Genomic DNA, 26,966 nt, shown 5'->3' on the forward strand with positions numbered 1-26,966 from the left:
CCCAACGCCGCATCCTCGACCTACTCGCCATCGAACTCCCCTGGCCAGAACACGACGAGCAGTAGACACATCAAACTGCGGAAAATGCGTCTAGATCGACAGCGCGCCCTTGATGTTGTCCGACGGCTACGCGGAGGCCGGCGTCGAGGCACCGGCACTGGACCGCCTTCTGACGCGGACTACCACGCCGCGCGCGCAGATTTCGCCGGCAGTTGACTGACTGCGCTGCCCCCTCGGCGAGGAGGCAGCGCAGTGGCTCAGCCGAGGCCGTTGCGGAGGATGGCGTGGGCGCCGGCCACGATCGCGTCGCGGTTGGCCTCGTACGTCGGGTCGGTGATCGCGGTGGTGTTCGCCCGGTCGAACTGCAGGACGGGCACGTGGAGGTGGCCGGCCGGCATCGTCGGGTCGAGCAGGTCGCGTTGCAGGGTGTTCCGGTAGGCGACCTCGTTCGACAGGTAGCCGCCACCGGCGCCTTCGGAGGCGACAGAGCCGGGCGTCGGCCCGAGCGGACGCCGTACCGGGAGGGTTTCGCCGGCGGGGATCTCCAGGACCGAGGTGTTGACCCGGGTGCGGAAGGGCGTGACATCCGTGGCTGCCATCGCGGCCGTCGGAAGGCTCGTCGTCAGCCACTCCGGTCCGGCGGGCATGCTCGGGGAGACGACTGGCGCGTTGACGGTCCCACCGCCCCACAGGTTGTTGTTGTCACCGATGGAACTGACCGAGCGGCGGCGCCCGTTGAACACCTCGAGGTCGAAGATGCCGACCCGGCCCTGGCTCGCGGTCATTACCAGGTCGGCGTGCTGAGCGCCCGGGCGGTAGTGCGGCGCGAGCGCGTCCTCGACCATGTTCTCGTCGAAGTCGGTGTAGCGGACCGGGAACACCACGGTCTGGATCTCGTACGTCTTCCCGTTCACCCTCCAGCGCTGACCGTCGAGGCTGAGCGCGTTCGCCCCGGACGGGTTGCCGATCCGGATGTCCGCGTCCAGCGTGAACGGGTCGAATCCGGTCACCAGCACCTTCTCTACTCCGGAGCCGTGTACTCCGGAGCTGAACCGGCTGCTGGTGATCCCGCGTGACGAGTACTCGAGGGTCCGGATCAGCGCCGCGCGTTCCGCAGTACTGAGGCTGAAGCGGGGCTGCCACTGGCGGAGCGCGTGGGCCATCGAGATGCGAGCCCAGTAGAGGCCGCGGTCATCGGTCGAGGGGAGTGCGGGTGGTGTCTGCGGGTGCTGCGCGCGGTAGGTCGCGGTCTTCCAGAGCACCTCGCCTTTGACGCGGACGAGGATCGAGGCGGCGGCGCGACTCGGCACAGCGCAGAGCAGGTGACCGAACAGGGCTACCTGGTTGTCGAAGCCGGAGCGGGCCAGGATCTCGGCGGGCACGGACGGGCCGCCGCCGATGCCGTTGTCGAGGCGCTGCTCCTCGACCGTCCCGGCGACGGTCTGATCGGAGCAGGTCTTCGCCGGGCCAGCCGTGGTGGACGAGGTGGCGGTGGCTGGTGGGGCGGCGGTGAGAGCGGTGCTGAGCACGAGCGCACCGGCCACCGTGGCACGAGAGAAAGAGCTTGGGCGGAGTCTCATAACGGCTGTCTATCAGATCTGCCCGGGTCCGCCGAGAGATCGGAACAGGCTTGACTATGGCAGACAGTATGCAAGGGATTACCTTCTGAAGTGTGGCGTCGCCCAGCGCCGCATCTCGTGAGGAGACCGTCTGTGACCACGCCGCCCGCCCCAACACGCCGCCGCTTCCTGACCCAGCCACCTGTTGCCAACGGCAATGAAGCGCTGCAGCGGCTGGTCGAGGGCAACCGGCGGTTCGCGAGACCTCGACACCGGCAAGGTCTCCATCAGCTGACTGTCCACGGCAGCTCCGTCACCCGGAGCGTGGTGCAGCCGTAGGGGATGAGGACGAGCTCCTCCAACTCTTCTGCAGACTCCACCGGACTGGGTGGCGGTGCTGCCGCGGCACCGTGCTCGAGAGCCCAGGGGATCCGTCGCCCGCGCACTCGCAGCTGGATCGGTGCGGCCGCGGGAGAGAACGGCCGCTCACCGACCGACTGCCGATCCACGTCGACGTGCTGCGCTACGTCGTGCGGGTGGATCGCGAGGGCGTAGTTCCACGGCGAGGCCGGGTGGACCTCCCAGGTGGCGTGCGGATCTTCGCCGCCGATCCGCCGCCAGTCCTCGGTCAGGGCCAGGGCGTAGACCAAAGGCCCGCGTTCGACGGTGATCGCGCCGCTGGGTCGGGGACCGCCTGGATCGCCGGGCCGAGGTGCAGACGCAGGGTGTGGTGACCGATCCAGTCCCGCTTGAGCTCGTGGACGGAACCCGGGGTGACCGCGATCGGCTTCTCGTCGTCGATCGCGAGGGACGCCTCGGTTGCCCAGGCCGGGATCCGGAGCCGGAGCGGCGCCACCTCCGAACCGCGGACGCTGATCGTGACGTCGTCCTCGAAGGGGTAGCCGCCGGATACCTGCACGCTCAGGGAACCCAGCTCGAAGGAGCAGGGCGCGTACGACAGGGCGGTGAGGCCACCGTCGGCGGACCGCATCCAGAGGTGGGTGGTGAACCGGGGCCAGCCCTGGTGGCGGTTCGCAGTACAGCAGCCGAAGTGGGGTTCGAGGCCGAAGATGTTCGCGTCGGGACCGTTGTTGGTGTAGATCCGGTCTTCGGTGACGTGGCAGACGACCTGGTTGGCCTGCTGCACGTATTGGTGGGTCCACTCGTCCGGGGAGACGCTCGCCGGCAACGCGTTGAAGCCGAGGCGCTCGAAACGCTCCGCAATGGGCTCGACCGCACCCCACGACTCCAGCGCCACCTCGAGCGAGGCGAGGTACTCGACGACGGTGCAGGTCTCCGTCCCCTGGCTCGGATGCAGCCCGGCCAGGTGCTCGTCGCAGCTGAACAGCCCGTTCGGCTGCCCGTGATGCTGGTCCAGGGACGCGATCATCCGCAGTAGCCGGGTCTGCTCGTCGTCAGAGGGGGATTGCCGCCACCAGACCGGCATCGCCTTCAGACCCATCGCGACGTTGACGCCGTGCGAGGAGAGGTGGCCGTCGTTCATCCAGGTGCCGCCGGCCTCTTCCTGGTAGGCCAGTAACGTTGCTTCCGGCACCTTCTCGGTGAACGGCAACCGGTCGGCATAGGCGAACCAGTCGAATCCCTGAGCCTGGCACTTCGCTGCCAACGGCAACAACCAGTCCTCGCCGGTCAGGTCGTGGAGCTGGTGGATGACCCAGACCACGTCCGTCCACCGCGACCGGGCCCACTCGCGCAGCGGCCACTCGTCCAGCAGACCGTCGAGCAGCTCGCAGAAGCGCAGGGACGCCGGGAGCACCCGAGGATCACCGGTCGCGTCGAGGTGCTGCAACAACGCTTTGAGCACGATGATCCGCGGCCAGACATCGTGATCCGCGTACGTCGCTTCGCCTGAACGCGGGCCGAACCAGCCGTCCGGGTGCTGGTGCTCCAGGATGTAGCCGACCCAGTGGTCGACCTTGGCCTTCAGCCGGTCGTCGTCCAGCAGGTGGGCGATCCCGACGATCCCGTCCAGCCAGTACGGGCCGCGCTCCCAGCCCTCGGCGTCGCCACCGATCCAGCCGCTGCGGGCCACGTCCGGCCAGAACTCGTCGAGGTGTCCGGCCATGCCGTCGGCCTGCTGGCGCAACCGTTCGAGGAGCCAGCCCTCCGGGCGCAGGGTGCCGAGCGGAAGCGGCCGCAACTCGGGCGCGGCGAGCCACGACTCTTCGGGAGACTGTGCTGAGTCGTCCAGCTCCGGCATCAGCTGATCTGCCTCAGCCTGCCGGTGTCCACGTCGTACATGAAGCCGCCGACCAGTACGTCGTTGCCGATCAGCGGGTGTTCGCGCACCGCGGCGACGTCGCGGCGCAACGCCTCCAACTGGTCGGGCACCACGTTCAGCGGCAGGTATCCGGCGGGCTTGCCGGCCGCGAGCTCCACCTTCTCGCGCAGCTGGTCCTCGGTCATCGCGGCCATCGCGCAGCGGGTGTGCGGGATCACCATGATCCGCCGGACCCCGAGCAGTTGTACGCCGAGCACGAGGCCGGTCATCGTCAGCTCGGTGACCCGGCCACCGGCGCTGCGCAGTACCTTCGCGTCGCCGGGCTTGAGCCCGAGCATCTCCAGCGGCGGGATCCGGGAGTCCATACAGGTCACCACGCCGATGCCGGCGTGGGCGATGCCGTCGAAGCCGCTGTAGGCGAAGCTCGCCGCGTACTCCGAGTTGGCCGCGAGCAGGTCCTCGAACCCGGTCAGCGGGGTGTTCTGCCCGGACCCTTCACTGCTGACGGCGGCTTCGGCGCTCGTCGGCGGTTCGGCCTTCATCGGGGGAGTCCCGGGGTGATGGTTCCGGCACGCAGGATCGACATGGCGAACGGTTCCTTTCCGCAGGATTCCGGGCGGGGTGGATGGGCGGTCTCACTGGTGACCTGGACGGTCCACGCCCGGCCGTCGGCGTGTCCCACCGTGACGGTCTCCAGGTCCTCCGCGATGACGCTGATCGCGTCCAGCGCAGCCTCGCCGATGAGGGTGCGGACGGCGATCTCAGCGACCTGCCCGCGCTTGGTCCAGGTGGACCGGCCGCGCAGGTTGTCCAGCACCATCTTCCCGCGGTCGGCCGCGGTCAGGATGGCCTTGGCCGTCTCGAGGTCGAGGTGACCATACATCGTCCCTGCCGGGAGCAGGGTGGCGGTGGGTGCGAAGCGGTGCCCGCCGAGGTGGTTCGACTCCCAGACGCGGCCCGGCGCCACGGCAGCCATCGCCGTGACGATCGGGCGGCCGAGTAGGGCACAGCACTCGTCCCGCTTGCCGTTGGTGCAGACCAGCAGCACCGGCTCGGTCACCCGCGACAACTCGGGCAGGGACGCCACCACCGCGTCAAGGTCACCTCGGCTGACGGCATCGAGGTCGAGCGAGTCGAGCTGTTTCGGGTCGTTGACAGAGCCACCGAGCAGCCACGTCCTGCCCTGCAGGGTGCACGCGACGTACACCTGATGGGCGCGCGGTACCGCGTCCGCGTGCGTGCCAGGTTTGCGGATCAGCCCGAAGCGGAGGTCGGCCTTCTTGGCGGCGGTGTCGATCCTCGCCCCGAAGTCGGGATCCAGGTGGCTCTGGGTCGGCGCCTTCGCACCCCACGGCCCGGGCTGCTCCACTACGAGCCAGCCGGCGGCGACGATCGCCGACCCCGGCAGAGGTTCCTGCAGTTGCCGGCAGATGGCCGAGCAGAGGCCCGGTGCGCCGGTCCCGTCGATACGTGCACTCACAACCGTTACGGTACGCGAGCTGAGACGGTCACCCGCATGATGATCATCACCTGTGGACAGCCGCCCGCCGCCCGAGCAGCAGAACGGCCAGTACGGCGGCCGCGAACGCGCAGACGGCTGCCCCGGCGAAAATCGTGTGCACTTGTGAAATGGCCGCTTCGCGGAGTGCATCGATGAACGGACGGCAGGTTCCGGGGTTCGCCGGGCAGAGCTCGTTGGGAGATGGGATGTCGTCCACCAGCGTGTAGTAGCGGCGCAGCCCGATCGCGGTCAGGGCCGATACACCTACGAGCATCCCTACCATCCGGGCGACTACGACCAGAGCGCTGACCAGTCCGTGGCTGTCGGGCCGGGTCGCAGCGAGCATGGCGGTGTTGACGGGGGAGAGGGCCAGTCCGAAGCCGAACCCGCACAGCAACAACGCGATCGTCGCCAGAGCGTGGTCGAGGGCGTCCCGCTCCCAGAAGGCCATCAGCACGAACATGGCACCGGCCAGAGCGAGTCCGGCCCCAGTGATCAGTCCCAGCCCGTAGCGACGGGTCAACCAGCCTCCGACGACCGCACCGACAGGCAGGGCGACGAGGAACCTCACCAGCACAAGGGCTGCCGCCAGTTGACCGCCACCCTGCGTAGTACGGGCGAAGACGGGCACGTCGACCAGTGCGGCGATCAGTGCGGCTCCCACCAGGAAGCTGACCAGGAGAGATCCCCAGGCCGCCTTGGAGCCCAGCAACCCGGGCGGAACGATCGCCTGCGCAGTACGGCGTTGCCACAGGGCGAAGGCGATCGCGAAGACGGCGGCGGCAACCAGCAGCCACGGTCCGGCGGGCGCCATCACCTCACGCTCGGGATCAGCCGTGGCGAAGGCCAGAACGATTCCTGCCAGCGCCAGCGCGAGCAGTGTCGCTCCGAGCAGGTCCACCTGCTTCAAGAGGCCGCGGAGACTCGAGCGGCTCTTCACCAGGACCAGCGCGAGCCACAAGACCGCGAGCACGAGCGTGACGAGGCCGATCGGGGTTAGGAGCCGTGATTCGCCGGTGAACGGGACGAAGGGCAGTCCGAGGGTCACGCCGTTCGCCAGCCGGTCGGGCGATGTCAGGGTGAGTCCGAGCGCTATGCAGGCGAGCAACCCCACTGCAGCGGAGATCGGAGGTCGATGTCGGCCGCGGAGCAGCAGAGCAAGGACGACCGCCACTACTAGGTTCAGCCAGAAGATGTAGCGCCAATCGGCGATCGCCAGGACAACGGCACCCAGCAATGGACCTAGTACTGCGCCGAGCTCCTGGACCGCGCCGACGACGCCGAGGGGGAGTCCTCGCTTCTCTGGTGGCCAGAGATCGGCAACCAGGGCAAGCGTTGCGGGGACGAGTCCACCGCCGCCTACTCCTTGGAGGAACCGCCCGGTGACCACCAGTGAGAGGTCGTAGGCGCCGGCCGTGATCAAGGAGCCCACTGCGAACAGGAGCAGCGCGCCGACCAGTACCGGGGTCCTGCCGACGACGTCCGCGATGCGGCCGATCAACGGCAGCACGGCGATGTAGCCGAGCAGGAAGCCGGACACTATCGGTGCGGCCCGCTGCAGTTGGTCCGCGGACAGGCCGACGCCGGCCATCATGTCCGGCAATGCCAGGACGACGACGTAGGTGTCCGCCGCGGCGAAGGCGACGGCGATCGAGGCAAGCGTCAGCCGCGCCCTCGACCCGGTCGCCACCTGACTATCCGCCACGGCCGGACCTCCACCCGCCTGCGCTGTGCAGCGCCATCGCCGCGGCCGTCCCGGCCCTTTGATCCGTCACGGCTCGAAGCTCATCACGGTGTAGGGGTCGTCACGGCTTGGTGATCACTACCTGCTCGCCGTACTTGTCCAGGGTCACGTCGTAGCTGCTGGTGGCGCCGTCGTAGAACGGCCCGGTGATCGTTGCCGACACCAACTGCTTGGTGTCCTTGTCGATCTTGAACGTGCTCGGGAAGTCCTGGTCGGCCGGCGCCTTCGGGAAGATGCCCTGCAGGTTCTTGCCCTGGACCGAGCCGGTGACCTCGGTGAGCACCTTCGCGCCGTCCCGCGTCTCGCCCTTGATCACGGGGTCCTTGAGGGTCGGCAGGACCGAGGTGAGGCCCTTCTCCGGGTCCAGCAGGACCGCCGGGTCGGGCGCACCCAGCCCGGCCAGTTGCGACGGCGGGAGCTCGATGAACTTCGGGGTGAACGGCAGCTTGGCGTAGACCTTGCTGCCGACCGCGACGACCTCCGCGTCGATCGGCGCACCGGCCGCGCGAACGGTCAGCTTGCCCTTGAACGCAGGGGCGTGCGTCGCCACGCCGTCACCGCTGGCCAGCGTCTGTCCGCCGTCCGGGAGGTCCCGGCCGGTCAGCACGATGTGCACGCTGGCCGCCTCGTCGATGGTCTTCTTGACCTCGGTCAGCAGCGCGACCGGGTCGTCGCCCTTCTTGGCCGCCGCGTCGTCCTTCTTGTCGCTGCAACCGGCCAGCGTCACCGTCAGCACCAGCGCCGCGCCGAGCGCGACCAGTCTCTTCATGTGCTCAGCCTGCCAGGTCCGCGGCCACCGCGGCGATCGGCTGAGCCACCGGTACGCCGGAGCCGTCGCGGCGGGCGTCCAGCGGGGGCAGGTCGACCGGGGCGCCGCTGTTCGCGCTGGCCCGGACCGGAGACGCTCCCGCGAAGGCGAGCAGGAGCCCGTCCTCGCCCTTGAGCAGCCGGTGGCACCGGACACCGCCGGTGCCTCGGCCCTTGCCCGGGTACTCGCTGAACGGCGTCACCTTGACCGCTCCGACCTCGGTGCCCGGCAGGGCGGACGAAGACCCGGAGATGGTCACGACGAAGTTGTCCTTGGCCAGGTCGACGGCGCCGAAGAAGGTCACCTTCGCGCCACCGGTGAGTCGAACCCCGGCCATGCCGCCCGCAGTACGGCCCTGGGGCCGGACCACGGAAGCGTTGTAGTGCAGGAGTTGCGCGTCGCTGGTGATGAAGCAGAGCTCCTCGTCACCCGTGGTCAGCTCGACCGCGCCGACCACCTCGTCGCCGTCGTTCAGGCGGATGATCTCCCACGAGTCCCGGTTGCTCAGGTGATCCGGCAGGACCCGCTTCACCACGCCGGTCCCGGTACCGAGGGCGACGCCGACCGAGTCGGGGTCCATCGTGGTCAGCGCGAGCGCCTTCTCACCGGGCTCCAGCGAGACGAACTCGGCGACCGGCGCGCCACCCTGCAGGTTCGGCGCGTTGGCCGTCGTCGGTACGGCGGGCAGGTCGAGCGACTCCAGCCGGATCAGCCGGCCGGTGCTGGTGATCAGCCCGTACTGGCCGCGGGCGGTGCTCTTCACCGCGGACACGATCGCGTCGTGCTTGGCCCGGCCGTCGCCGGTGCCGAACGGCTCGACGCCGTTCGTCCTGGCCAGCAGGCCGGTCGAGCTCATCAGCACCCAGCACGGGTCGTCGGTGACCTCGAGCGGGACGGCCGCGGTCTTGGTCGCGCCGGACGACTCGAGCAGCACGGTACGCCGGGGGGTGCCGTAGGTCTTCGCGACCTCGGCGAGCTCCTCGGAGACGATCTTCTTCAGCAGCGTCTCGTCGTCGAGGATCGCGGTCAGCTTCTCGATCTCGCGTTCGAGCTCGCCCTTCTCGGTTTCCAGCTCGAGCTTGGAGAACTTGGTCAGCCGGCGCAGCGGCATGTCGAGGATGTAGTTGGTCTGCACCTCGGTCAGGTCGTAGATGTCCATCAGCCGGGTCCGCGCGGCGGCTGCGTCGTCGCTGGTCCGGATGATCTGGATCACCTCGTCGATGTCCAGGATCGCGACCAGCAGACCGTCGACGATGTGCAGCCGGTCCTGCGCCTTCTTCCGGCGGAACTCGCTGCGTCGCCGGGTGACGTCGTACCGGTGGCCGAGGTAGACGTCGAGCAGTTCCCGCAGGCCGAGCGTGCGGGGCTGGCCGTCGACCAGGCAGACCGCGTTGACGTGGAACGAATCCTCCAGCGGGGTCAGCCGGTAGAGCTGCTCCAGCAGAGCCTCGGGGACGAAGCCGTTCTTCACCTCGATCACCAGCTGGGTGCCGTGGCTGCGGTCGGTGAGGTCCTTGACGTCGGCGATGCCCTGCAGCTTCTTGGCCTGCACCAGCGTCTTGATCTTCTCGATCACCTTCTCCGGGCCGACCGTGTACGGCAGCTCGGTGACCACGATGCCCTTGCGCCGCGGGGTGACGTTCTCGATCCGGGCGGTGGCGCGCATCTTGAAGCTGCCACGGCCGGTCAGGTAGGCATCCTTGATGCCTTCCAGGCCGACGATCTTGCCGCCGGTCGGCAGGTCCGGGCCCGGGATGAAGCGCATCAGGTCGTCGAGGTCGGCGCCCGGCGTCTTGATCAGATGCCGCAGCGCCTGGATCACCTCGACCAGGTTGTGCGGGGCCATGTTCGTGGCCATTCCGACGGCGATCCCGGCGGCGCCGTTGACGAGCAGGTTCGGGAAGGCGGCCGGCAGGACCGACGGCTCTTCCTCACGGCCGTCGTAGTTCGGTTTGAAGTCGACGACGTTCTCGTCCAGGCCGTTGGTCATCGCGACCGCGGGCGGCGCCATCCGGCACTCCGTGTACCGCATCGCCGCCGGACCGTCGTCCAGGGATCCGAAGTTCCCGTGGCCGTCGATCAGCGGGACGCGCATCGACCACGGCTGCGCGGTACGGACCAGGGCGTCGTAGATCGCGCCGTCGCCGTGCGGGTGGTACTTACCCATGACCTCACCGACGACACGGGCGCTCTTCACATGGCCGCGGTCGGGGCGGATGTTGTTCTCCGCCATCGAGAACAGGATCCGGCGCTGGACCGGTTTGAGCCCGTCGCGGGCGTCCGGCAGGGCCCGGGAGTAGATCACCGAGTAGGCGTACTCCAGGTAGCTGCTGCGCATCTCGTCGGAGACGTCGACGTCGAGGATGTGCTCCTCGAAGTCCTCGGGTTCGGCGGTGGTGTTGGTACGGCGTGCCATACGGGTCTACGTGCTCCTCGGTGCCAGCAACTCTTGCGAGCGCGCCGCGGCGGTCCGGCGGCAGCGCCATTGTCCCTGGTGAGCCCCAGGAACCGCGGCAGCGACCCGGCCTCCACGACGATTCGCCGCCAACCGTACGCCCATCCGCCGACAACAGCCGGTACTCCGCCACGCCGCCCAGGCCGGGTGGAAGGTCATTCTGGTCTATTCCATTGCGGCGCCAGGGTGGGACCTTTTGAGGATGAACGCGGTCGGCGCCAGGGCGGCTCCAACTGCCAGGACCAGGCAGAGGCCGGCGATTCCGAGCAAAACGGTCCACGGCACGGTCGCGGGCACGTCGCTCATCCCGTCCGTCATGGCGCGGCGGATCAGCACCCCGACCGTGACGGTGATCGCGGTTCCGAGGCTGAGCGCGACCGCGCCGACCAGCGAGGACTCCCACAGCACCATCCGGCGGATCTGAGCGGGCGTCGCACCGAGCAACCGTGACGTGACGAACTCGTGCCGCCGCTGGAGGCTCCCCATCAGCAACGTGTTGGCGATCGCGATCGCGCTGTAGAGCGCGGCGGGTCCGAGCAGCAGGATCAGCCCGAACCGATTCCCTTGCCGCAGCGCTTCCCCCTGAGCCTCCTCCCACTCAACAGCCGGTACTGCGCTCGCCCCGGTGCCGGTGAGTCGTTCGTTCAGAGCCGTCACCAATGCTCCGGCGTCGGATCCTTGCGCGGGCAGGATGAACCACTGGCTCGGCGTCGCCTCGGGCGCGTGCTGACGAGCCAGTTCGGGCGGGAGCACCATCGATGCGGTGACCCCCGGCGCGGTTGGGAGGATCGCGACCACCCGCAGCCGGTCCGCCGTACGGTCGAGGTAGGTGACGGTGATCTCGTCGCCGACGTCGTAGCCCTCGAAGCCGGACAGTTCTTTGCTGATGGCAACTGTTTTGCCGGTCAGGTTGGTCAGGTCACCCGAGATCGGCGATAGCGCCCGGGTGCGGGTGGCCGCGGCGAGGTCGATGCCCTCGGCGGTCTCGACCTCGGCGGAGTCGCCGTCGGTCCGGATCAGGTCGATCGGGATGGCGCCGTCGGCCGCGGCGATGCCGGTCGTCCCGAGAATGCGCTCTCTCACGGCCGCTCCGTGCTCCGGCGCGGTGACGACGATGGGCGCTCGCAGCGTGTCGCGGATGGTCGCGGCGGCCGCGTCCGCGGCGAAGGACAAGGTGAGCACCATCGACCCGGCGATCGCCGAGATGGCGAGGATCGGTGCCGCCAGCGATGCGCTGCGGCGAGGCGTGGCGACCACGTTGCTGCGGGCCAGGCGCCCGGAGACCCGCGTCCAGGCGACCAGCGGCAGCGCCCACAACCGGCCGATCCATGGCACGACCAGGGGCGCCAGCAGCGTCAGCGCGATGACGAGCAACATCGGCGTGAACATGGACAGCGGTATCACCGCCTCTCCCGTGCCAGGCCGGATCAGAGCGAGAAGGACGATCGAGCCGGCCAGGAAGAGCAGCCCGAAGCCGATCCGCACGACCCCGATCCGCGTCGGCTCCAGCTCTGCCTCGCGGAGAGCGTCGACCGGGGCGACCTTTGCGGCGCGACGGGCGGCCGACCGAGCACCGAGCATGGCCACCACCAGCCCGGCCGAGATCGCGATCAGCAGCGGCACCCACGGGCTCGCCGGTTCGAGCTTCACCGGCGCGAGCTCGGTGTACGACGCTTTGGCGAGCAGCAGGGGAGTCGCCAGTTGAGCCAGTACCGCGCCCGTGATGGCCGCGGCAAGTGCCACCACCAGTGCTTCGCCGAGCACCATCCTGCGGACCTGCCGGGGTGTCGCGCCGATCAGCCGCAGCAGTCCGACCTCACGACGCCGTGACGCCACCGCGAAGGCGAAGGTGCTCGCGATGACGAAGATCGTGATGAACCCGCTGATCACCGCGACCAGGCTGAGCACGGTCTGCAGTCCGGACACGTCCGCGTCGGAGAGCGGTACCCGCACCTGCTGCGGCGGATCGGCCTGTGGCAGGTCGACGGTGATGCTAGCGGCGGCCGGCCCGTCGTACGCGACAGTGGCGGCGGTCGCGGTGGCGGCGAGTCCGAGCAGGAAGACGCCGACCGCCAGGGCGACGAAGGATCCCGCATACAGAGAGCGGTGCCGGCGGACCGTCTGACGGCTGAGGAAGAACATCAGCCCTCCAGTTCGCTCATGGCGGCCGCGATCCGGGCGGCGTCACCACGGTCGAGGGAGCCGGCGACCAGACCATCGGACAGGAAGAGCACCCGATCGGCGAAGGCGGCGGCGACCGGGTCGTGCGTGACCATCACCACCGTCTGACCGGTCCGGTCGGTTGCCTGACGCAACAAGGTGAGGACCTGCCGGCTGGTGCTGCTGTCCAGGGCGCCGGTCGGTTCGTCCGCGAAGAAGACGGCCGGTCCGGTGATCAGCGCCCGGGCGATCGCGACGCGCTGCTGCTGTCCACCGGACAACTCGGCCGGACGGCGCTTGGCCTTGCCCTCCAGCCCGACCTGGTCGAGGACGCGGTACACGTCCTCGCGACGCGGCCGGCGCCCGGTCAGCCGGAGGGGTAGGGCGACGTTGTCGTAGACGGTGAGCGAGCCGAGCAGGTTGTAGGCCTGGAACACGAATCCCATCTGTTCGCGGCGCAGCTTCGTCAGCGCGACCTCGTCACGGCCACCCAGTTCGACACCACCGAGCATGACCATGCCTTTGGTCGGCTGGTCGAGCCCCGCCGCACACTGCAGCAAGGTGGACTTGCCCGAGCCGGACGGACCCATCACCGCGGTGAACGAGCCACGGGTGAACTGGTAGGTGACCCCGCGCAGCGCGTCGACCGCGCCGGCCTTCGAGCGGTAGGTCTTGGTGATGCCGTCGAGTAGCAGAGCAGGTGATTCGCTCTGGACGACAAAGGGGCGCGGCGGCGCGGTGCTGGTCATGGTTCCAGCAAAGCCGGATCGGCGCTGCGGATCGCTGGCCTGCGAGAGAGACCGGGGGTAGCGCTCACGCTACCGACGACGGCCCGCCCGCGGCCCTAGGGTTGGGCGCGTGGAGAGACCGGACGCCGCATGGGGAGCGCTGGCCTCGAGGCGGTACCTCGTCTCGGCCTGGCCGTGGCGCAGCTATGCCTACCTGCTCAGCTCGGTCCCGGTGGGCGTCCTGACGATCGCTGTGTTGCTGGTGTCCGTGGTGGTCAGCATCGTGCTGAGCCCGATCGTGGTCGGCGTCCTGCTGATGGCCTCCATCCCGCTCTACGGAGTACTGATCGGCATCGTCGAGCGCTGGCGTGCCCGACTGGTCGTCCCAGCGGGGATCGCGAGCCCGCACGCGGCCATTCCCTCGACCTACTCCCGGCGCCAGCGGCAGATCTTCCGCCGACGGGAACGTGCCTCGCTGCGCGCCCTCGGCTACGGCCTGCTGCTCGGCGTCTTCCTGTGGCCGCTCAACGCCCTGATCGCCGGCATCTGCGGTACGACACTGCTTCTCACGGCGGGGGCTCCGGTCATCGCGGCCTACGACCAGATGGGTATGGGGCCATGGGTCCTCGACAACCCGCGTGAGGGCTTCATCTTCCTCGTCGCCTTCGGTCCGGTGTGGTTCGTCGTCAGCTCGTACGTCGTCGGCGTCCTCGCCGCGGCGGAATCCGAGCTGGCGAAGGCGTTGCTCGGAGCCCGGGAGGAGGAGCTCCGCCGCAACCTCGCCGAGCTCCGCCGGTCCCGGCTCGACCTGGTGGACGCGTTCGAGACCGAGCGGGCCAGGATCGAGCGGCACCTCCACGACGGGGTCCAGCAGCGACTGGTCGGGCTGACGATGACGCTGGGCCTGGCCGAGCTCGACCTGCCTGAGGGGGAGGGACGCCGGTTGGTCGTGAAGGCGCATGGTGAGGCCGAGGCCGCATTGGCGGATCTGCGGGAGGCGGTTCGGGGGATTCATCCGCGCGTTTTGGTCGACCACGGGCTCGAGGCCGCCGTGCGGGAGGTGGCGGATCGAAGTCCGCTCCCGGTGACTGTGCGGATGTCGCTGCCGGACAGGTTGCCGGCGCCGATCGAGGCGGCGGCGTACTTCGTCGTCAGCGAGGCGCTCGGGAACGTGGCCAAGCACGCCGCCGCGACACGGTGCGAGGTGGAGGGCTGGATCGCAGGGGATCGGCTGGTCGTCACGATCACCGACAACGGCATCGGCGGCGCGGTCCTGGGCACTTCGAACGCGACCGGCAGCACCAGCGATGCGGGTCCGGGAGGCGGGACGTTGCAGGCGGGCGGCGCGGGTTCCACGGGCAGTACAGGTTCGGCGGGTGGGACGGGGTTGGCTGGGTTGGTGACGCGGTTGGACGCGTTGGGCGGGACACTCGAGTTGACCAGCCCACCTGGTGGGCCGACCCGCCTGAGGATGGAGTGCCCGTGCCGGCTCGACGACTGAGCATCGTGCTGGCCGAAGACTCGCTGCTGCTCCGCGAGGGTCTGGCGAGCATCCTGGATCGCGCCGGCCACGAAGTACGGGACGCGGTCGGCGACGGGGACACCTTGCTGGCCGTCGTCCGCAAGCAGCCGCCGGACGTCGTGATCACCGACGTCCGGATGCCGCCCGGGCACAGCGACGAGGGGCTGCGGGCCGCGGCCGCGATCCGTGCCGACTTCCCCGGCATCGGCATCCTGGTGCTGTCCCAGTACGTCGCCGACGCCTACCTCTCGTCGTTGCTCGAGACAACGACCGGGGGGATCGGGTATCTGCTGAAGGACCGGGTCGGGCACGTGAGAGAGTTCCTCGCCTCGCTGGACCGGGTGGCGGAAGGTGGCACGGTCGTCGACCCGGAGGTGGTCCGGCAGTTGCTCGCCCGCCGCCGCGACGACGGGCCGCTCGCAGCGCTGACCCCGCGCGAGCTCGAAGTACTCGCTCTGATGGCCGAGGGGCGGGTCAACGCCTCGATCGCCGAGCAACTCGTGGTGAGCGAGGCCGCCGTCCGCAAGCACGTCGGCAACATCTTCGCCAAGCTCCACCTCGACGACGGCCTGGACCGCCGCGTCTCCGCCGTGCTGACCTATCTGCGCGGCTGACCTGTCTGCGGGTGATTCCTTGGGCCGTGGGGGAGGATCGCGGTATGACGTGGGCTGATGAGAGTGACATCCGCAAGGTGCTCGCCGACTGCCAGACCTGGGCGGTCGTTGGACTGTCGAACAACACCAGCAGGGCGGCGTACGGGGTGGCGCGGTTCTTGCAGGGCCACGGCAAGCGGATCGTGCCGGTGCACCCGTCCGCCGAGACCGTGCACGGCGAGCAGGGCTATGCGTCGCTGGCTGACATCCCGTTCGAGGTGGACTGCGTGGACGTGTTCGTCCGGTCGGAGCTGGCCGGCGGGATCGCGGACGAGGCGGTCGGAATCAAGGCGAAGGCGGTCTGGTTCCAGCTGGATGTAGTGGATCCGGACGCCTACACGCGCACGACGGCGGCGGGGCTGACGATGGTGATGAACCGTTGCCCGGCGATCGAGTGGGGGCGGCTGGGTCCGTCCTGACCGAACGGCTCGACACGGATCGAAGGGTTCAGATGATCACGATCGACACCTCCACCGGCTTCGGCACCCGGATCACCCGGCAGCTGGACGAAGAGCTGGTGCTGTGGCTGACCACCGTCGGCAAGTCCGGTACGCCGGCGCCGAACCCGGTGTGGTTCCTCTGGAACGGCGAGCAGATCCTCGTCTTCAGCCAGGCAGGCAAGGCGAAGCTGCACAACATCGCGAACAACCCGCGGGTCTCGCTGAACTTCAACGCCACCCACACCGGCGGCGGCGTCGGCGTGTTCTCCGGGGACGCGGTGATCGACGACAAGCCGGCCACCGACGAGGAGCTCGCCGCCTACGCCTCGAAGTACGCCGAAGGCCTGGCGGGGCTGAACATGACCCCGGAGCAGTTCCACCGGGGCTACCCGGTGCTGGTCCGGATCACGCCGGACAAGCTCCGCGGGTTCTGACCTCCGGCCTGGCAGCAACCGGACAGCCCGCGACCCTGCGCGATCGACCGACCACATTCTGAATGCAGTGCTACACCTGGCCCGGGTTCGCCCGTCCTCGTGGCGGGCGAACCCGGTGGTGGGTCAGTTGATGTAACCCTCGACCACGTCGGCCGAGCGGGCCTGGGCGGACTCCGGGTCCTCGCCGTACTCGCGCTTGGCGCGGCGCTGCCGGAGCAGGTCCCAGCACTGGTCCAGCTCGACCTCGAGGGCGCGCAGGCGGGTCCGCTCGTCCTGGTCGTCGATGCCGCCGGAGGTGTGCTTGGTGCGGAGTTCATGCTCCTCGGCAACGAGTTCGTCGATGCGGTGGAAGAGGCTCTTGTCGTCGGTCATGAGGAAACGGTACGCCCGTCCGGCAGCGACGCCCGAGCCAGCAACTCGGTCATCATCAGGATCGCCATCGACTCCGCCGCGATCAGCCCGATCAGTACTACGAGCTGTAGCGCGGCGGCGGCAGTCGGTGAAGCTCCGCCGAGCACCATCCCGACGAAGGCGCCGGGCAGCGTCACCAGGCCGACCGTGCGGGTCTGGTCCAGCGCGGGCAGCAGGGCGTCCCCGGCCGTCGGCCCGGCGACCAGCTTGAAGGCGTCCGGCGGCATCAACCCGATCGACAGCCCGGCCTCGTACTCCCCGAAGCGCCCGCCGTACTCCGACAGCAGCCGCCGCCCGGCCAGGGTGGTCGCGTTCATCGCGCCGCCGATGATGATGCCGCCCATCGGCAGCAGCGTCTCCGGGTTGCGCGGCACCACCCCGGGCAGCACCAGCAGCAGCAGAACGACGATCGCGGCGCAGCCGATGGAGACCGCAGAGAACGCGTACTGACCCGGGACGAGCGCAGTAGACCGGACCCGCCGGGCGCTCGTGATGGTCGCGACCGACAGCATCACCGCGATGAACGCGAGCGCGCCCAGCGTCGACTGCAGCGCGAAGCCGACCACCAGCCCGACCACGGCGAGCTGGACGACCGCCCGCAGCGCCGCCGTGACGATGCCCTTGTCGTGCCGCAGCGAGGCGAATCGCGAGCTCACCACTGCGATCGCGATCAGCAGCGGCAGAACCACCACCGCAGCGATCCCGAGGCCGGTGTCGGAGGACATCCGCTCATTGCAGCACGGCGTACGGCCGAACCGGTGGAGCTCGGCCGGTCAGGCCTGCTTGAAGTCCGCCTCGTCGTAGGAGTGCTCGGTCCGCTCGCCACCTTCGACCTTGGCCGCCTCGTCCGCGCGCAGCTCGACCCGGCGGATCTTGCCCGAGATCGTCTTCGGCAGCTCGGCGAACTCGATCCGCCGGATCCGCTTGTACGGCGCGAGGTGGTCCCGGCAGAACTGCAGGATCTCCCCGGCCAGCTCGCGCGACGGCTCCCGCCCGGCCGCGAGTACGACGTACGCCTTGGGCACCGCGAGCCGGACCGGATCGGGCGACGGGACCACGGCCGCCTCGGCGACGGCCGGGTGCTCGATCAGGACGGACTCCAGCTCGAACGGGGAGATCCGGTAGTCGCTCGCCTTGAAGACGTCGTCGGAGCGGCCGACATAGGTGATGTAGCCGTCCTCGTCCCGGCTCGCGACGTCGCCGGTGTGGTAGAAACCGCGGCGCATCGACTCCTCGGTGAGCTCCTTCGCGTCGCGGTAGCCGCGCATCAGCGCCACCGGCGGGGGAGCGAGCTCGATGCAGATCTCGCCGTCGTCGCCGACCTCGTCGGTGGTCGGGTCGACCAGGGCGATCGAGTACCCGGGCAGGGGACGGCCCATCGAGCCGAGCTTGACCGGCTGGCCCGGCGGGTTGCCGATCTGCGCGGTCGTCTCGGTCTGCCCGTAGCCGTCTCGGATTGTCACGCCCCAGGCGTTGCGGACCTGCTCGATCACCTCCGGGTTGAGCGGCTCGCCGGCCGAGATGCACTCGCGGATCTGGATCTCGACGGCCGACAGGTCCGCCTGGATCAGCATCCGCCAGACGGTCGGCGGCGCGCAGAACGTCGTCACGCCGTACGTCGCCAGCACCTGCAGCATCTTCTCGGCGTCGAAGCGCGTGTAGTTGTAGAGGAAGACGGTCGCACCCGCGTTCCAGGGCGCGAAGACGTTGCTCCACGAGTGCTTCGCCCAGCCCGGCGAGGACACGTTGAGGTGGACGTCACCCGGCTGCAGTCCGATCCAGTACATCGTCGACAGGTGCCCGACCGGGTAGCTCACCTGGGTGTGCTCGACCAGCTTCGGCTGACTCGTCGTACCGGAGGTGAAGTAGAGCAGGAGCGAGTCGTCGGCAGCGGTGTCCACCTCGGGCACAGGGCCGTCGTACCCCCGAGAGTCCTCGTAGTCGAGCCAGCCGTCCACAGGTCCACCGATGCCGACGCGGATGCAGTGATCGGCGATACCTTCATAGCGAGGCGCGTCCGCACTGCTCGTCACCACGGCCCGTACGCCGCCGCGGGTGATCCGGTCGGCGAGGTCCGAGTCGGTCAGCAGGGTGGTGGCCGGGATCATCACAGCGCCGGCGCGGATGCAAGCGAGCATCACCTCCCACAGCGGGATGGTGTTGCCGAGCACGATCAGCACCCGGTCGCCCGGCTGCAGCCCAGCCCCGGTCAGCCAGCCGGCCACCTGGCGCGAGCGCTCGGCCATCTCCGCATAGGTCAGCGAGTTGACCTCGCCGTCCTCCTCGACGATGGTCAGCGCGGCGACCTCGGGTTGCTCGACCGCCAGCGCGTCGAACCAGTCGCAGGCCCAGTTGAAGCGGTCGAACCGGGGCCAGTCGAAGTCGCGGTAGGCGGTCTCGTAGTCCTCGCGGTGCGCGAGCAGGAAGTCGCGCGCTTCGCGAAAGGCGCGGGTGGGCTCGGACGTGCTCTGTTCCTCGCTCATGTTCCGCACTATTGCGGACCACCCTCCGAACGGCAACGCGACATCCGGTTGGACTCTGTGCGCAGGAGTGACTACAGTCGAACGCATGTTCGATCCCTGGTCTTCTCCGTGGGTCCGATGGCCTCGCCGCCACCGGACGGCCTCAACCTCAGCTGAAGGTCCGCCTTCCCCGTCAGCTGAGGTTGAGGGCCAGGACCGTGCCGATCAGGACCAGCGGGGTCAGTACCAGGCCGCGCCACAGGAAGGACCACCACGAGATGTGAATTCCGGCGGCGATGCAGCGATCTCGCCAGAGCAGGGTGGCCAGCGACCCCCAGAGGGTGAGCAGGCAGCCGCAATTCACCCCGATCAACAGCAACATCATCCGCCGGCCTTCCGCCGCGGCCAGCGGTTCCATCGCGAGATACGCCGGCAGGTTGTCGACCGCGTTCGCGCCGAGTGCGGCGGTTCCGGTCAGGCGCAGGTCTGCGAGCAGGCCGCCGGGGGCGGTGCCCGCCACGTCGTCGAGTAGATGCTCCAGTCCGTGCGCCGTCAGCGCGCCGACGATCAGGAACAACCCGACGACCGTGACGACCAGGCGCCAGGGCAATAGGGCCCAGGTCAGTTCGGACGGGCGGCGGACCGCGAACAGCACGAGGAGCACGAGTGCGCCCGCGCTGGCCGGCCAGGCGACGTTGACACCCGTCACGAAGGCCGGTCCCAGGGCGAGGCAGACCCCGGCGGCTCCCCAGAACAGCACCTTGTCGTCGATCCCGGGCGTCGGCGGTACGACGTAGCTGCGGCGCAGGTCGCGGTGGAACAGCACGGCCAGTAGGACGACGGTGATCAGCACCGCCGCGACGGCTGGTCGCCAGCTCAGGCCCAGGTAGTCGCGCAGTCCGAGGCCGAGCTGGTCGAAGCGGTGGAGAGCGAGGAGATTCGTGAGGTTCGAGACGGGGAGCAACAGTGACGCGGTACCGGCCAGCCAGACGGTGGTGAAGGCGAAGAGCTTGGGTGGGATGTCGAGCTGGCGTGCCATCGCCAGGACCACCGGAGTGAGCAGCACCGCGCAGGTGTCGAGGGACAACACAATGGTCAGCGCGGTGGCCAGGGCGACGACGAGCAGCCACAGGCGCCAGGTCCGGCCGCGGCCCAGGTGTGCTGCCTCCCGGGCGGCGACCTCGAACACCTTGGCCGCGTCGGCGAGCCCGGCGATCACCGTGACGGCGACCAGGAAGACCAGCACGGGCGCGATGCGCTCGATCACGGCGACAGCGTCGTCCGCCGCCAGCAGTCGGGTGAGAAGCGCCACGGCTCCGCCGAGCGCGCTCAACCACCACATGGAATTCCAGGCCTCCGATGCCCCCGTTTGAGTACGCTGGCCGCGTGACAGCGCCGGAGCAGCCTCAGCGACCGGCCCAGTATGCCCCGGCGCACCCAGCGGGCTACCCGGTGGTTTACGAAGCCGACGTGGTGCTGCGCGACGGGGCGACAGCCCACCTGCGGCCGATCACCCCGGACGACGCGGACCTGCTGGTGGCGTTCTACGCGCGCGTCTCGGAGCAGTCGAAGTACTACCGGTTCTTCGCGCCGTACCCGGAGTTGTCCGACCGGGATGTGGCGCGTTTCACCCAGGTCGACTATGTGGACCGGCTGGCCTTGATCGTCCTGGTCGGCGACGACATGATCGGCGTCGGGCGCTATGAGCGAACCGGGCCGCACACTGCCGAGGTCGCGTTCCTGATCGAGGACGCGCACCAGGGCCGGGGCCTGGGACAGCTACTGCTCGAGCACCTGGCCCAGGCGGCCCGCGAGCACCACATCGCCCGGTTCATCGCCGAGGTGCTGCCGGACAACCGCAAGATGATCACCGTCTTCACCGAGGCCGGCTACAAGGTCGCCCGGGAGTTCGAGGACGGCGTGATCATGGTCGAGTTCGACATCGCGCCCACCGACACCTCCTTCGGCGTGATGCAGGCGCGCGAGCAGCGGTCCGAGGCCCTGTCGATCGCGCGGCTGCTGACTCCGGCGAGCGTGGCGGTGATCGGAGCCAGTCGGCGCGAGGGCACGATCGGCAACGCTCTGCTGCGGAACCTGCGCGACGGCTTCCCCGGCCGGCTGTACGCGGTGAACACCGACACCACCGAGGACCAGATCGACGGCGTACCGGCGTACCCGACGATCCGGGACGTCCGGGGGACGGTCGACCTGGCGGTGGTCGCGGTCCGCGCCGAGATGGTCGCGGACGTCATCATCGACTGCGCGGCCAAGGGCGTGCGTGGCCTGGTCGTGGTGTCGAGCGGCTTCGCCGAGGTGGGTGACGAGGGGCGAAAGCTGCAGCGGCAACTGGTCGGCCTGGCCAGGTCGTACGGGATGCGCGTGATCGGGCCGAACGCGCTGGGCGTGATCAACACCGCCCCTGGCGTATCGCTGAACGCGACGCTGTCGCCGCTGATGCCGAGCCGGGGCCGAGTCGCGTTCTTCTGCCAGTCGGGTGCGCTCGGCGTCTCAATCCTGGCGGACATGGTAGGGCGCGGGCTCGGCCTGTCCACCTTCGTCTCGGCCGGCAACCGCGCGGACGTCTCCGGCAACGACCTGATGCAGTACTGGTACTCGGACGAGGGGACCGAGGTCGTCCTTCTCTACCTGGAGTCGCTCGGCAACCCGCGCAAGTTCAGCCGGGTCGCGCGGCGGCTCGCCTGCCGCAAGCCGGTGATCGCGCTGAAGAGCGGCCGGGCCACCCAGGGCGTCCCGCTCGGCCACACCGTCCGGCGCAGTCAATTGCCCTCGGCAACTGTCGACTCGCTGTTCCGGCAGAGTGGGCTGATCGGCGTCGACACGCCCGGTGAGATGTTCGACGTCGCCCAGCTCGTCGCGCACCAGCCGCTGCCCAAGGGCCGCCGGGTCGCGATCGTGAGCAACTCCGACGCGTTGACGCTGCAGGCGCTCGACACCGTCGCCGGGTGTGGGCTGGAGGTTGCGGGGCGGCCGCGCACGCTCAACGCGGAGGCCACCGCCGACGAGTTCCGCGATGCACTGGGTGAGGTCTTCGCCGATGACCAGGTCGACTCGGTCGTGGTGATCTTCACCCCGCCCGTCCTGTCGAACGGCGCCGAGGTCGCCCAGGTGCTCGCCGCGGCCGCAGCGGGCTCCGACAAGCCTGTCCTGTCGACGTTCCTCGCCTCGCGCAGCGTGCCCGAGCAACTCCGCGTCCCCGACGAGCACGGCGGCGCCGCCCGCGGCTCGATCCCGTCGTTCTCCTCCCCGCAGTACGCCGTGGGCGCGCTCGCCAAGGCCACCCAGTACGCCGAGTGGCGGCGTCGGGCGGACACTCGGATCCCCGACCTGCCCGACATCGACACGGCCGGCGCCGAGGACTTCGTCGCGGAGTTCCTGCAGCGGCATCCTCGCGGTGCCGACCTGGACGACGCGGATCGGCAGCGGTTGCTCAGCTTCTACGACATCGGCGTGCTGCCGGCGTTCCCGGTGCTGTCCGCGGACGAGGCGGTCGCCCGCGCAGCTGATCTCGGCTTCGAGGTGATCCTGAAGGCGACCGCCGAGCAGTGGCGGATGCGCCCCGATCTGGCCGACATCTGGCGTCACATCCACGACGAGGAGGACATGCGGGAGGCCTGGGAGGAGATGACCCAGACCTTCGGTGTGGCGTCGGACCCGGCGCGGGCGCAGTTCGTGGTCCAGAAGATGGCGCCGCCCGGCGTACCGGTGGTGATCTCCGCGATCGAGGACGTGTCCTACGGCCCGGTGGTGTCGTTCGGCCTGTCGGGCGTCGCGACGGATCTGCTGGGGGACCGCTCGTACCGGATGCCGCCCCTGACGACGGTCGACGCCGCCGAGATGGTCCGCGAGGTGCGCGCCGCGCCGTTGCTCTACGGCTACCGCGGCTCGGACCCGGTCGACATCTCCGCCATCGAGAACCTCGTCCACCGAGTCTCCCGCCTGACGCTCGAGCTCGAGGAGGTCGTCCGCCTGGACCTCCGGTCAGTCCTCGTCGCCGCCCAAGGGGCCACTGTCTTGGACACCTCCATCCGGATAGCCCCCAACGAGAAGCCCAGGCAAGACGCACCCGCCCGCCGCCTCACCTGATGCCGGCTGGAGTGGCGGAGGTTCTCGTCGAGCGGTCCGCGCACGAGCTGGAGCAGGTCGTCCGCGGTGCGATGGGCGCGGTGTGGATGCTGCATACCGATGTAGGGACGTTCGTGGCCAAGCAGCCGTTCTGGTTCGAGCCGGCCGAGGCAGCCGTCCGCGGGGAGGTGGCGTTCCGCGCTGCGTGCGCCAGGGGTGGAGTGCCGAGTCCTGAGCCGATCGATGGCGACTACATGATCGACCACGACGGTGGCTGGTGGCGGTTGTACGAGTGAGTCGACGGCGAGGTGCCTGACAGGGGAGATGTCAGCGCCACCAGTTGGCTGGCTGCGCAGATGGGCCGTATCCATTCGCTCGACTGGCACGGCTCGGCTCACGAGGCTACCGACGTCGTGCCTTTTTACCACCGGGTCGACGTCGACTGGCCGGCGCTGGTGGACGTGGCCGAGCGTGCCGGAGTCAGCTGGGCGTCGACTCTGCGCGGCTAGTGCCGAGGCTGTGCGAGCTGACGGAGTTGGTGAACGGCGCGCCGATCGGCGAGCAGGTCTGCTGTCACCGGGATCTGAAGACCACGAAGGTGCTGCGGGCGCTCGACGGCAAGGGTGACGCCTCCGGCCGTTCAGCGCACTGGCTCGTCGACTGGGACAACGTCGGTCGGCTGACACCGTGGCGGGAGCTCGGATCTGTGCTGCTGCGGCATGCCAACGAGGACCTGGACGACTCCCACGGCCGGTTCGCAGCAGCCCAGGTGCTCCCACTGCTGAAGTCTCTTCCCGACCTGGCGTCCCTCGAGCAAGCATTCAGTCAACACGCTGGTAGTGGGCCAGGGGTGTCTGGAGCCGTGCAGTCACGGCGCCCCCAGCGCGCGCTGCCCGGAGTGCTCAGCAGCCCGCCAGCTGCGTCACAGCGGCGGCCGGCAGTTGCGTCCTGCGCCTCGCTGCGCAGGTGGTTGCCGCTAGCATCGAACCCGCCGGGAACGCGACCGCCGGACGCGCCCCGCCTGGGCAGTTGCGGCCAGCACACCTTCCCAGATCAGCCGGCTGGCCCGCACCGCCGGGCCGACCGCAGATGTCGAGCCCGCCGCCTCCCCCGCCTCGCCCCCATCTCGCCCCGACCCGTCTCGCCCGATCCTGCCCCGCCTCGCCCCCATCTCGCCCCGCCCCGCCTCGCCCCCATCGGCTGATCCCGCTCCACTCTGCCCACCTCACCTCACCGCCTGACTCGCCGTGAACTGCCACCGCCTCGCGTTCTCCGGGCCTGGGGTCCCGTTCCGCCCAGCCTTCTCGCGGGTCCACAGGTTCGGTTGAGGTTGTGGACAACTCGTCTGTATCCGGAGTGTCGGCACAATTCCGGCCAACCTTCGGAATCCCTTACAAATAAGGGCCTTCCGGACCAGAAACTGTCGGAGGGGGTGTCTAGAGTCTTGGGTATGGAGATCTTGGGCGAGCGGCCGGTGTGGTCGATGAGTGACAGCGAACAGCTGACGACTCTCGACGCGCTCCACGCCGAGATCTCCCGGCTGCAGACCTACCGCCTGCAGGTCCTGGCCGCCTACGACGCGACCGGCCACGCCGCCACCCTCGGCGCCGGCGACACCGCCCGCCTCCTCGCCTTCCGGCACCGCCTCGACCCCGGCGTGATCAAGCGCGACCTGGCCCTGGCCAAAGCACTGCGCAAGTACCCCGCCATCACCAACGCCCTCCCACCCACCGCCGACAGTGTCGGAGATCCGGCAGACGCCAATCCGGACCAGCCGGACAACGAGCCGGACAGCGACCCGGGCGTGGAGGCCGACGCCGAAGCCGGTGCGGGTGTGGGGGTGGTGTTGTCTCCGGCGCAGGCCGCGGCGATCGTCGCCGAACTGGAGAACGTGCCCAAGACCGTCGCGGTCGAGGACCTGGCCGTCGCCGAACAACAACTCGTCTCCCTAGGCCGCCACTTCGCCCCGACGGAGTTGCGCAAGGCGGCCCGACGGATCCGCGACCTGCTCGACGCCGACGGCCCCGCACCGGAAGAAGACAAGGCCTACGCCCGCGAAGAGTTGCGGCTGCGGCCCGCGGACCGGGGTGTCAAGTTCAGCGGCTACCTGGCCAACGAGAACGCCGAACTGTTCCAGTCCCTGATCCTGTCCGGTTCCAAGCCCCGCAAGACCGTCACCGGTGAGTTGGACCCGCGCGGCCCGGACAAGCGCCGCGCTGACGCCCTCACCGACGTGCTCAACGTCGCCTCCAACGCCATCACCACCGCCACCCCACCCGACCCGGCGCAGGCGGCCGACCCGGCCGGAGCAACCCTGGACGATGCCGAGACCGCCGGATCGCCCAGCGGCAACGGCACGCCAGCGGCGGCCGGTAGCGCCACCCACACTGGCGCTCCTGCGAGAAGCGCGGCGGCGGAGGCCGGGCACGGCCCGAAAGCACACATCACTGTCACCATCGACCTCAAAGACCTCACCGACGCCGGTGCCCATGCGGTCGGGACCCTGGTGCACGGCGAAGGGCTGTCCGCGGGCGCGATCCGGCGGTTGGCGTGCGAGGCGCAGATCATCCCGATCGTGCTCGGCGCCAACTCCGAACCCCTCGACGTCGCCATGGCCCAACGCTTCGTCAACCGCGCCCTGCGCCGCGCCCTGAACGCCCGCGACAAAGGCTGCGTGGTCTGCCAAGCCCCACCCATCTTCTGCGACGCCCACCACCTCATCTCCTGGATCGACAACGGCCCCACCGCCCTGACCAACCTGGTCCTGCTCTGCCGCCGCCACCACATCGACACCCACCACGGCCACTGGACCATCACCCTCCACCACGGCACCGTCACCGTCGCCCGACCCGCCTGGGCCGAACCCAACCCCACCCGAACCCGGTACCGCACACCCACCAGCAGTCACCGCGAGCGCGGACTGGCGGACAGCCCTGACCGGAGCCGCACCCACGACCCGGCATGCACCAGGACCGGGAACACCGCGGTGGCACAGTTCGACCCCTGGGGCGATGCCGACCCGCCCGATCAAGGCTCCGGCAACCACACCCCTCCACCCGGCGACCCAACCCCAGGTCACCGGGCGCTGCACCACGTCAACAACCCGCCACCGGCCACCACCAATCGGGACTGGCGCCACGTGAAACCATCCGGCACCGGCCACCACGCAGAACCACCATGCCCCCGAACGGATTGACCATCGCGCTGGCACCATGCCGCCTCGAGCTACTGCCGATGTGGATGCCGGGCCCGCAGAAGCCCATGAAGGACCGGCTCATTCCGATGTGGTGCAGCCGCCGTCGGTGCGGTCCGGCCGAATCACTGTTGCCTGCGATGGACAGCCTCAGGGTCGCCCCGCGCACCCCGTCGGCCAGGAGGTGTCGACCCTGCGGCACTGCGCCCGGACCCTGCAGCAGTACGACCGGACCCTGCGGTGGTAGGACCTGCTCGGCTTGGTCAAGCACGGAGGTACTTGGGAGCTTGTCGATACTGCGAACCTCGGAGGCGCGGTCGGGCGGCTCGTCGATGCCCTCACAGAACGATCGGCTGGCAGTGTCGGACCCAGCGTCGGTACCGGCAGTGACGACGCGAGCGGTACGGCGGGAAGCCGCGAGCGGTACTGCGGGAAGCCGGGAGCGGTACTGCGGGAAGCCGGGAGCATGGCAGTGGTGGTGACGCCGGTGGCCGCGTATGGCCGGGAAACCCACGTCGCGATAACTATCACGCCGAACCGGTCGGCGGCGGCGGTCCAACTGGTTCGCTGT

22 protein-coding genes are annotated in these 26,966 nt (G+C 69.5%); 8 read left to right on the plus strand and 14 right to left on the minus strand.

Features of this window, described 5'->3' with window-relative positions:
* Positions 1-257: 257 nt before the first annotated feature.
* The 10 genes from EV648_RS32135 to EV648_RS32175 all read right to left on the minus strand — a co-directional run bounded on the left by EV648_RS32135 (position 258) and on the right by EV648_RS32175 (position 13,218).
* The gene (locus tag EV648_RS32135; protein WP_241995796.1) at positions 258-1,544 is read right to left on the minus strand and encodes a hypothetical protein; all 1,287 of its coding nucleotides are present in this window, start codon (positions 1,542-1,544) and stop codon (positions 258-260) included.
* Between the two features lie 302 nt (positions 1,545-1,846).
* Positions 1,847-2,209 (minus strand): hypothetical protein, encoded by a 363-nt coding sequence (locus tag EV648_RS44385; protein WP_241995798.1) that lies wholly within the window; start codon positions 2,207-2,209, stop codon positions 1,847-1,849.
* Positions 2,188-3,780, minus strand: coding sequence for a beta-L-arabinofuranosidase domain-containing protein (locus EV648_RS32140; RefSeq protein ID WP_241995799.1), 1,593 nt, complete (start codon positions 3,778-3,780; stop codon positions 2,188-2,190). The genes EV648_RS44385 and EV648_RS32140 overlap by 22 nt, the downstream gene beginning before the upstream one ends.
* Positions 3,780-4,343, minus strand: a complete 564-nt coding sequence (locus EV648_RS32145) for a carbonic anhydrase (protein WP_132192231.1) — start codon at positions 4,341-4,343, stop codon at positions 3,780-3,782. Before EV648_RS32145 ends, EV648_RS32140 begins: the two co-directional genes overlap by 1 nt.
* A complete protein-coding gene (locus EV648_RS32150; RefSeq protein WP_199234958.1) occupies positions 4,340-5,281 on the minus strand; it encodes a sucrase ferredoxin in 942 nt (313 codons plus the stop codon). Before EV648_RS32150 ends, EV648_RS32145 begins: the two co-directional genes overlap by 4 nt.
* A gap of 46 nt (positions 5,282-5,327) precedes the next feature.
* Positions 5,328-7,007 (minus strand): MFS transporter, encoded by a 1,680-nt coding sequence (locus EV648_RS32155; RefSeq protein WP_241995800.1) that lies wholly within the window; start codon positions 7,005-7,007, stop codon positions 5,328-5,330.
* A 100-nt stretch (positions 7,008-7,107) separates the two neighbouring features.
* Positions 7,108-7,815, minus strand: coding sequence for an LppX_LprAFG lipoprotein (locus EV648_RS32160; protein WP_132298889.1), 708 nt, complete (start codon positions 7,813-7,815; stop codon positions 7,108-7,110).
* A 4-nt stretch (positions 7,816-7,819) separates the two neighbouring features.
* A complete protein-coding gene (locus tag EV648_RS32165) occupies positions 7,820-10,270 on the minus strand; it encodes a DNA topoisomerase (ATP-hydrolyzing) subunit A (RefSeq protein ID WP_132298890.1) in 2,451 nt (816 codons plus the stop codon).
* Between the two features lie 204 nt (positions 10,271-10,474).
* On the minus strand, positions 10,475-12,451 hold the full coding sequence (locus EV648_RS32170; RefSeq protein ID WP_132298891.1) for an FtsX-like permease family protein: 1,977 nt from the start codon (positions 12,449-12,451) through the stop codon (positions 10,475-10,477).
* Positions 12,451-13,218 (minus strand): ABC transporter ATP-binding protein, encoded by a 768-nt coding sequence (locus tag EV648_RS32175; protein WP_132298892.1) that lies wholly within the window; start codon positions 13,216-13,218, stop codon positions 12,451-12,453. The genes EV648_RS32170 and EV648_RS32175 overlap by 1 nt, the downstream gene beginning before the upstream one ends.
* Positions 13,219-13,327: 109 nt before the next feature.
* Between EV648_RS32175 and EV648_RS32180 the strand changes: the two genes are divergently transcribed.
* Genes EV648_RS32180 through EV648_RS32195 form a run of 4 tightly spaced genes read left to right on the plus strand, consistent with a single transcriptional unit; the run spans position 13,328 to position 16,246 of the window.
* Positions 13,328-14,698 (plus strand): sensor histidine kinase, encoded by a 1,371-nt coding sequence (locus tag EV648_RS32180; RefSeq protein ID WP_132298893.1) that lies wholly within the window; start codon positions 13,328-13,330, stop codon positions 14,696-14,698.
* Positions 14,680-15,333, plus strand: coding sequence for a response regulator transcription factor (locus EV648_RS32185; RefSeq protein ID WP_132298894.1), 654 nt, complete (start codon positions 14,680-14,682; stop codon positions 15,331-15,333). The genes EV648_RS32180 and EV648_RS32185 overlap by 19 nt, the downstream gene beginning before the upstream one ends.
* 44 nt (positions 15,334-15,377) lie before the next feature.
* Positions 15,378-15,791, plus strand: a complete 414-nt coding sequence (locus tag EV648_RS32190; protein WP_132298895.1) for a CoA-binding protein — start codon at positions 15,378-15,380, stop codon at positions 15,789-15,791.
* Positions 15,792-15,823: 32 nt separating this feature from the next.
* Entirely contained in the window at positions 15,824-16,246 is a 423-nt protein-coding gene (locus EV648_RS32195; protein WP_132298896.1) for a TIGR03667 family PPOX class F420-dependent oxidoreductase, read from the plus strand.
* Positions 16,247-16,369: 123 nt separating this feature from the next.
* Here the strand turns inward: EV648_RS32195 and EV648_RS32200 are convergent, their stop codons facing one another.
* The 4 genes from EV648_RS32200 to EV648_RS32215 all read right to left on the minus strand — a co-directional run bounded on the left by EV648_RS32200 (position 16,370) and on the right by EV648_RS32215 (position 20,461).
* Complete coding sequence (locus EV648_RS32200) at positions 16,370-16,618, minus strand: DUF2630 family protein (RefSeq protein WP_132298897.1); 249 nt, start codon at positions 16,616-16,618, stop codon at positions 16,370-16,372.
* Entirely contained in the window at positions 16,615-17,382 is a 768-nt protein-coding gene (locus tag EV648_RS32205) for an ABC transporter permease (RefSeq protein ID WP_132298898.1), read from the minus strand. The genes EV648_RS32200 and EV648_RS32205 overlap by 4 nt, the downstream gene beginning before the upstream one ends.
* A 48-nt stretch (positions 17,383-17,430) precedes the next feature.
* Positions 17,431-19,140, minus strand: a complete 1,710-nt coding sequence (locus EV648_RS32210) for an AMP-binding protein (protein WP_132298899.1) — start codon at positions 19,138-19,140, stop codon at positions 17,431-17,433.
* Positions 19,141-19,312: 172 nt separating this feature from the next.
* On the minus strand, positions 19,313-20,461 hold the full coding sequence (locus EV648_RS32215; protein WP_132298900.1) for an SLC13 family permease: 1,149 nt from the start codon (positions 20,459-20,461) through the stop codon (positions 19,313-19,315).
* A 44-nt stretch (positions 20,462-20,505) separates the two neighbouring features.
* Between EV648_RS32215 and EV648_RS32220 the strand changes: the two genes are divergently transcribed.
* The 4 genes from EV648_RS32220 (at position 20,506) to EV648_RS32230 (ending at position 26,398) form a co-directional block, all read left to right on the plus strand.
* Entirely contained in the window at positions 20,506-23,223 is a 2,718-nt protein-coding gene (locus EV648_RS32220; RefSeq protein ID WP_132298901.1) for a GNAT family N-acetyltransferase, read from the plus strand.
* Positions 23,223-23,498, plus strand: a complete 276-nt coding sequence (locus EV648_RS32225) for a hypothetical protein (protein WP_132298902.1) — start codon at positions 23,223-23,225, stop codon at positions 23,496-23,498. Before EV648_RS32220 ends, EV648_RS32225 begins: the two co-directional genes overlap by 1 nt.
* A gap of 60 nt (positions 23,499-23,558) precedes the next feature.
* Positions 23,559-23,711 (plus strand): hypothetical protein, encoded by a 153-nt coding sequence (locus EV648_RS42790; RefSeq protein WP_158294116.1) that lies wholly within the window; start codon positions 23,559-23,561, stop codon positions 23,709-23,711.
* 941 nt (positions 23,712-24,652) lie between these two features.
* Positions 24,653-26,398 carry an HNH endonuclease signature motif containing protein gene (locus tag EV648_RS32230; RefSeq protein WP_132298903.1) on the plus strand — a complete coding sequence of 582 codons (1,746 nt, stop codon included), beginning with the start codon at positions 24,653-24,655 and terminating at the stop codon, positions 26,396-26,398.
* The last annotated feature ends 568 nt before the right edge of the window (positions 26,399-26,966 follow it).

The sequence above is a fragment of the Kribbella sp. VKM Ac-2568 genome, assembly GCF_004345365.1.
Lineage (GTDB): Bacteria > Actinomycetota > Actinomycetes > Propionibacteriales > Kribbellaceae > Kribbella > Kribbella orskensis.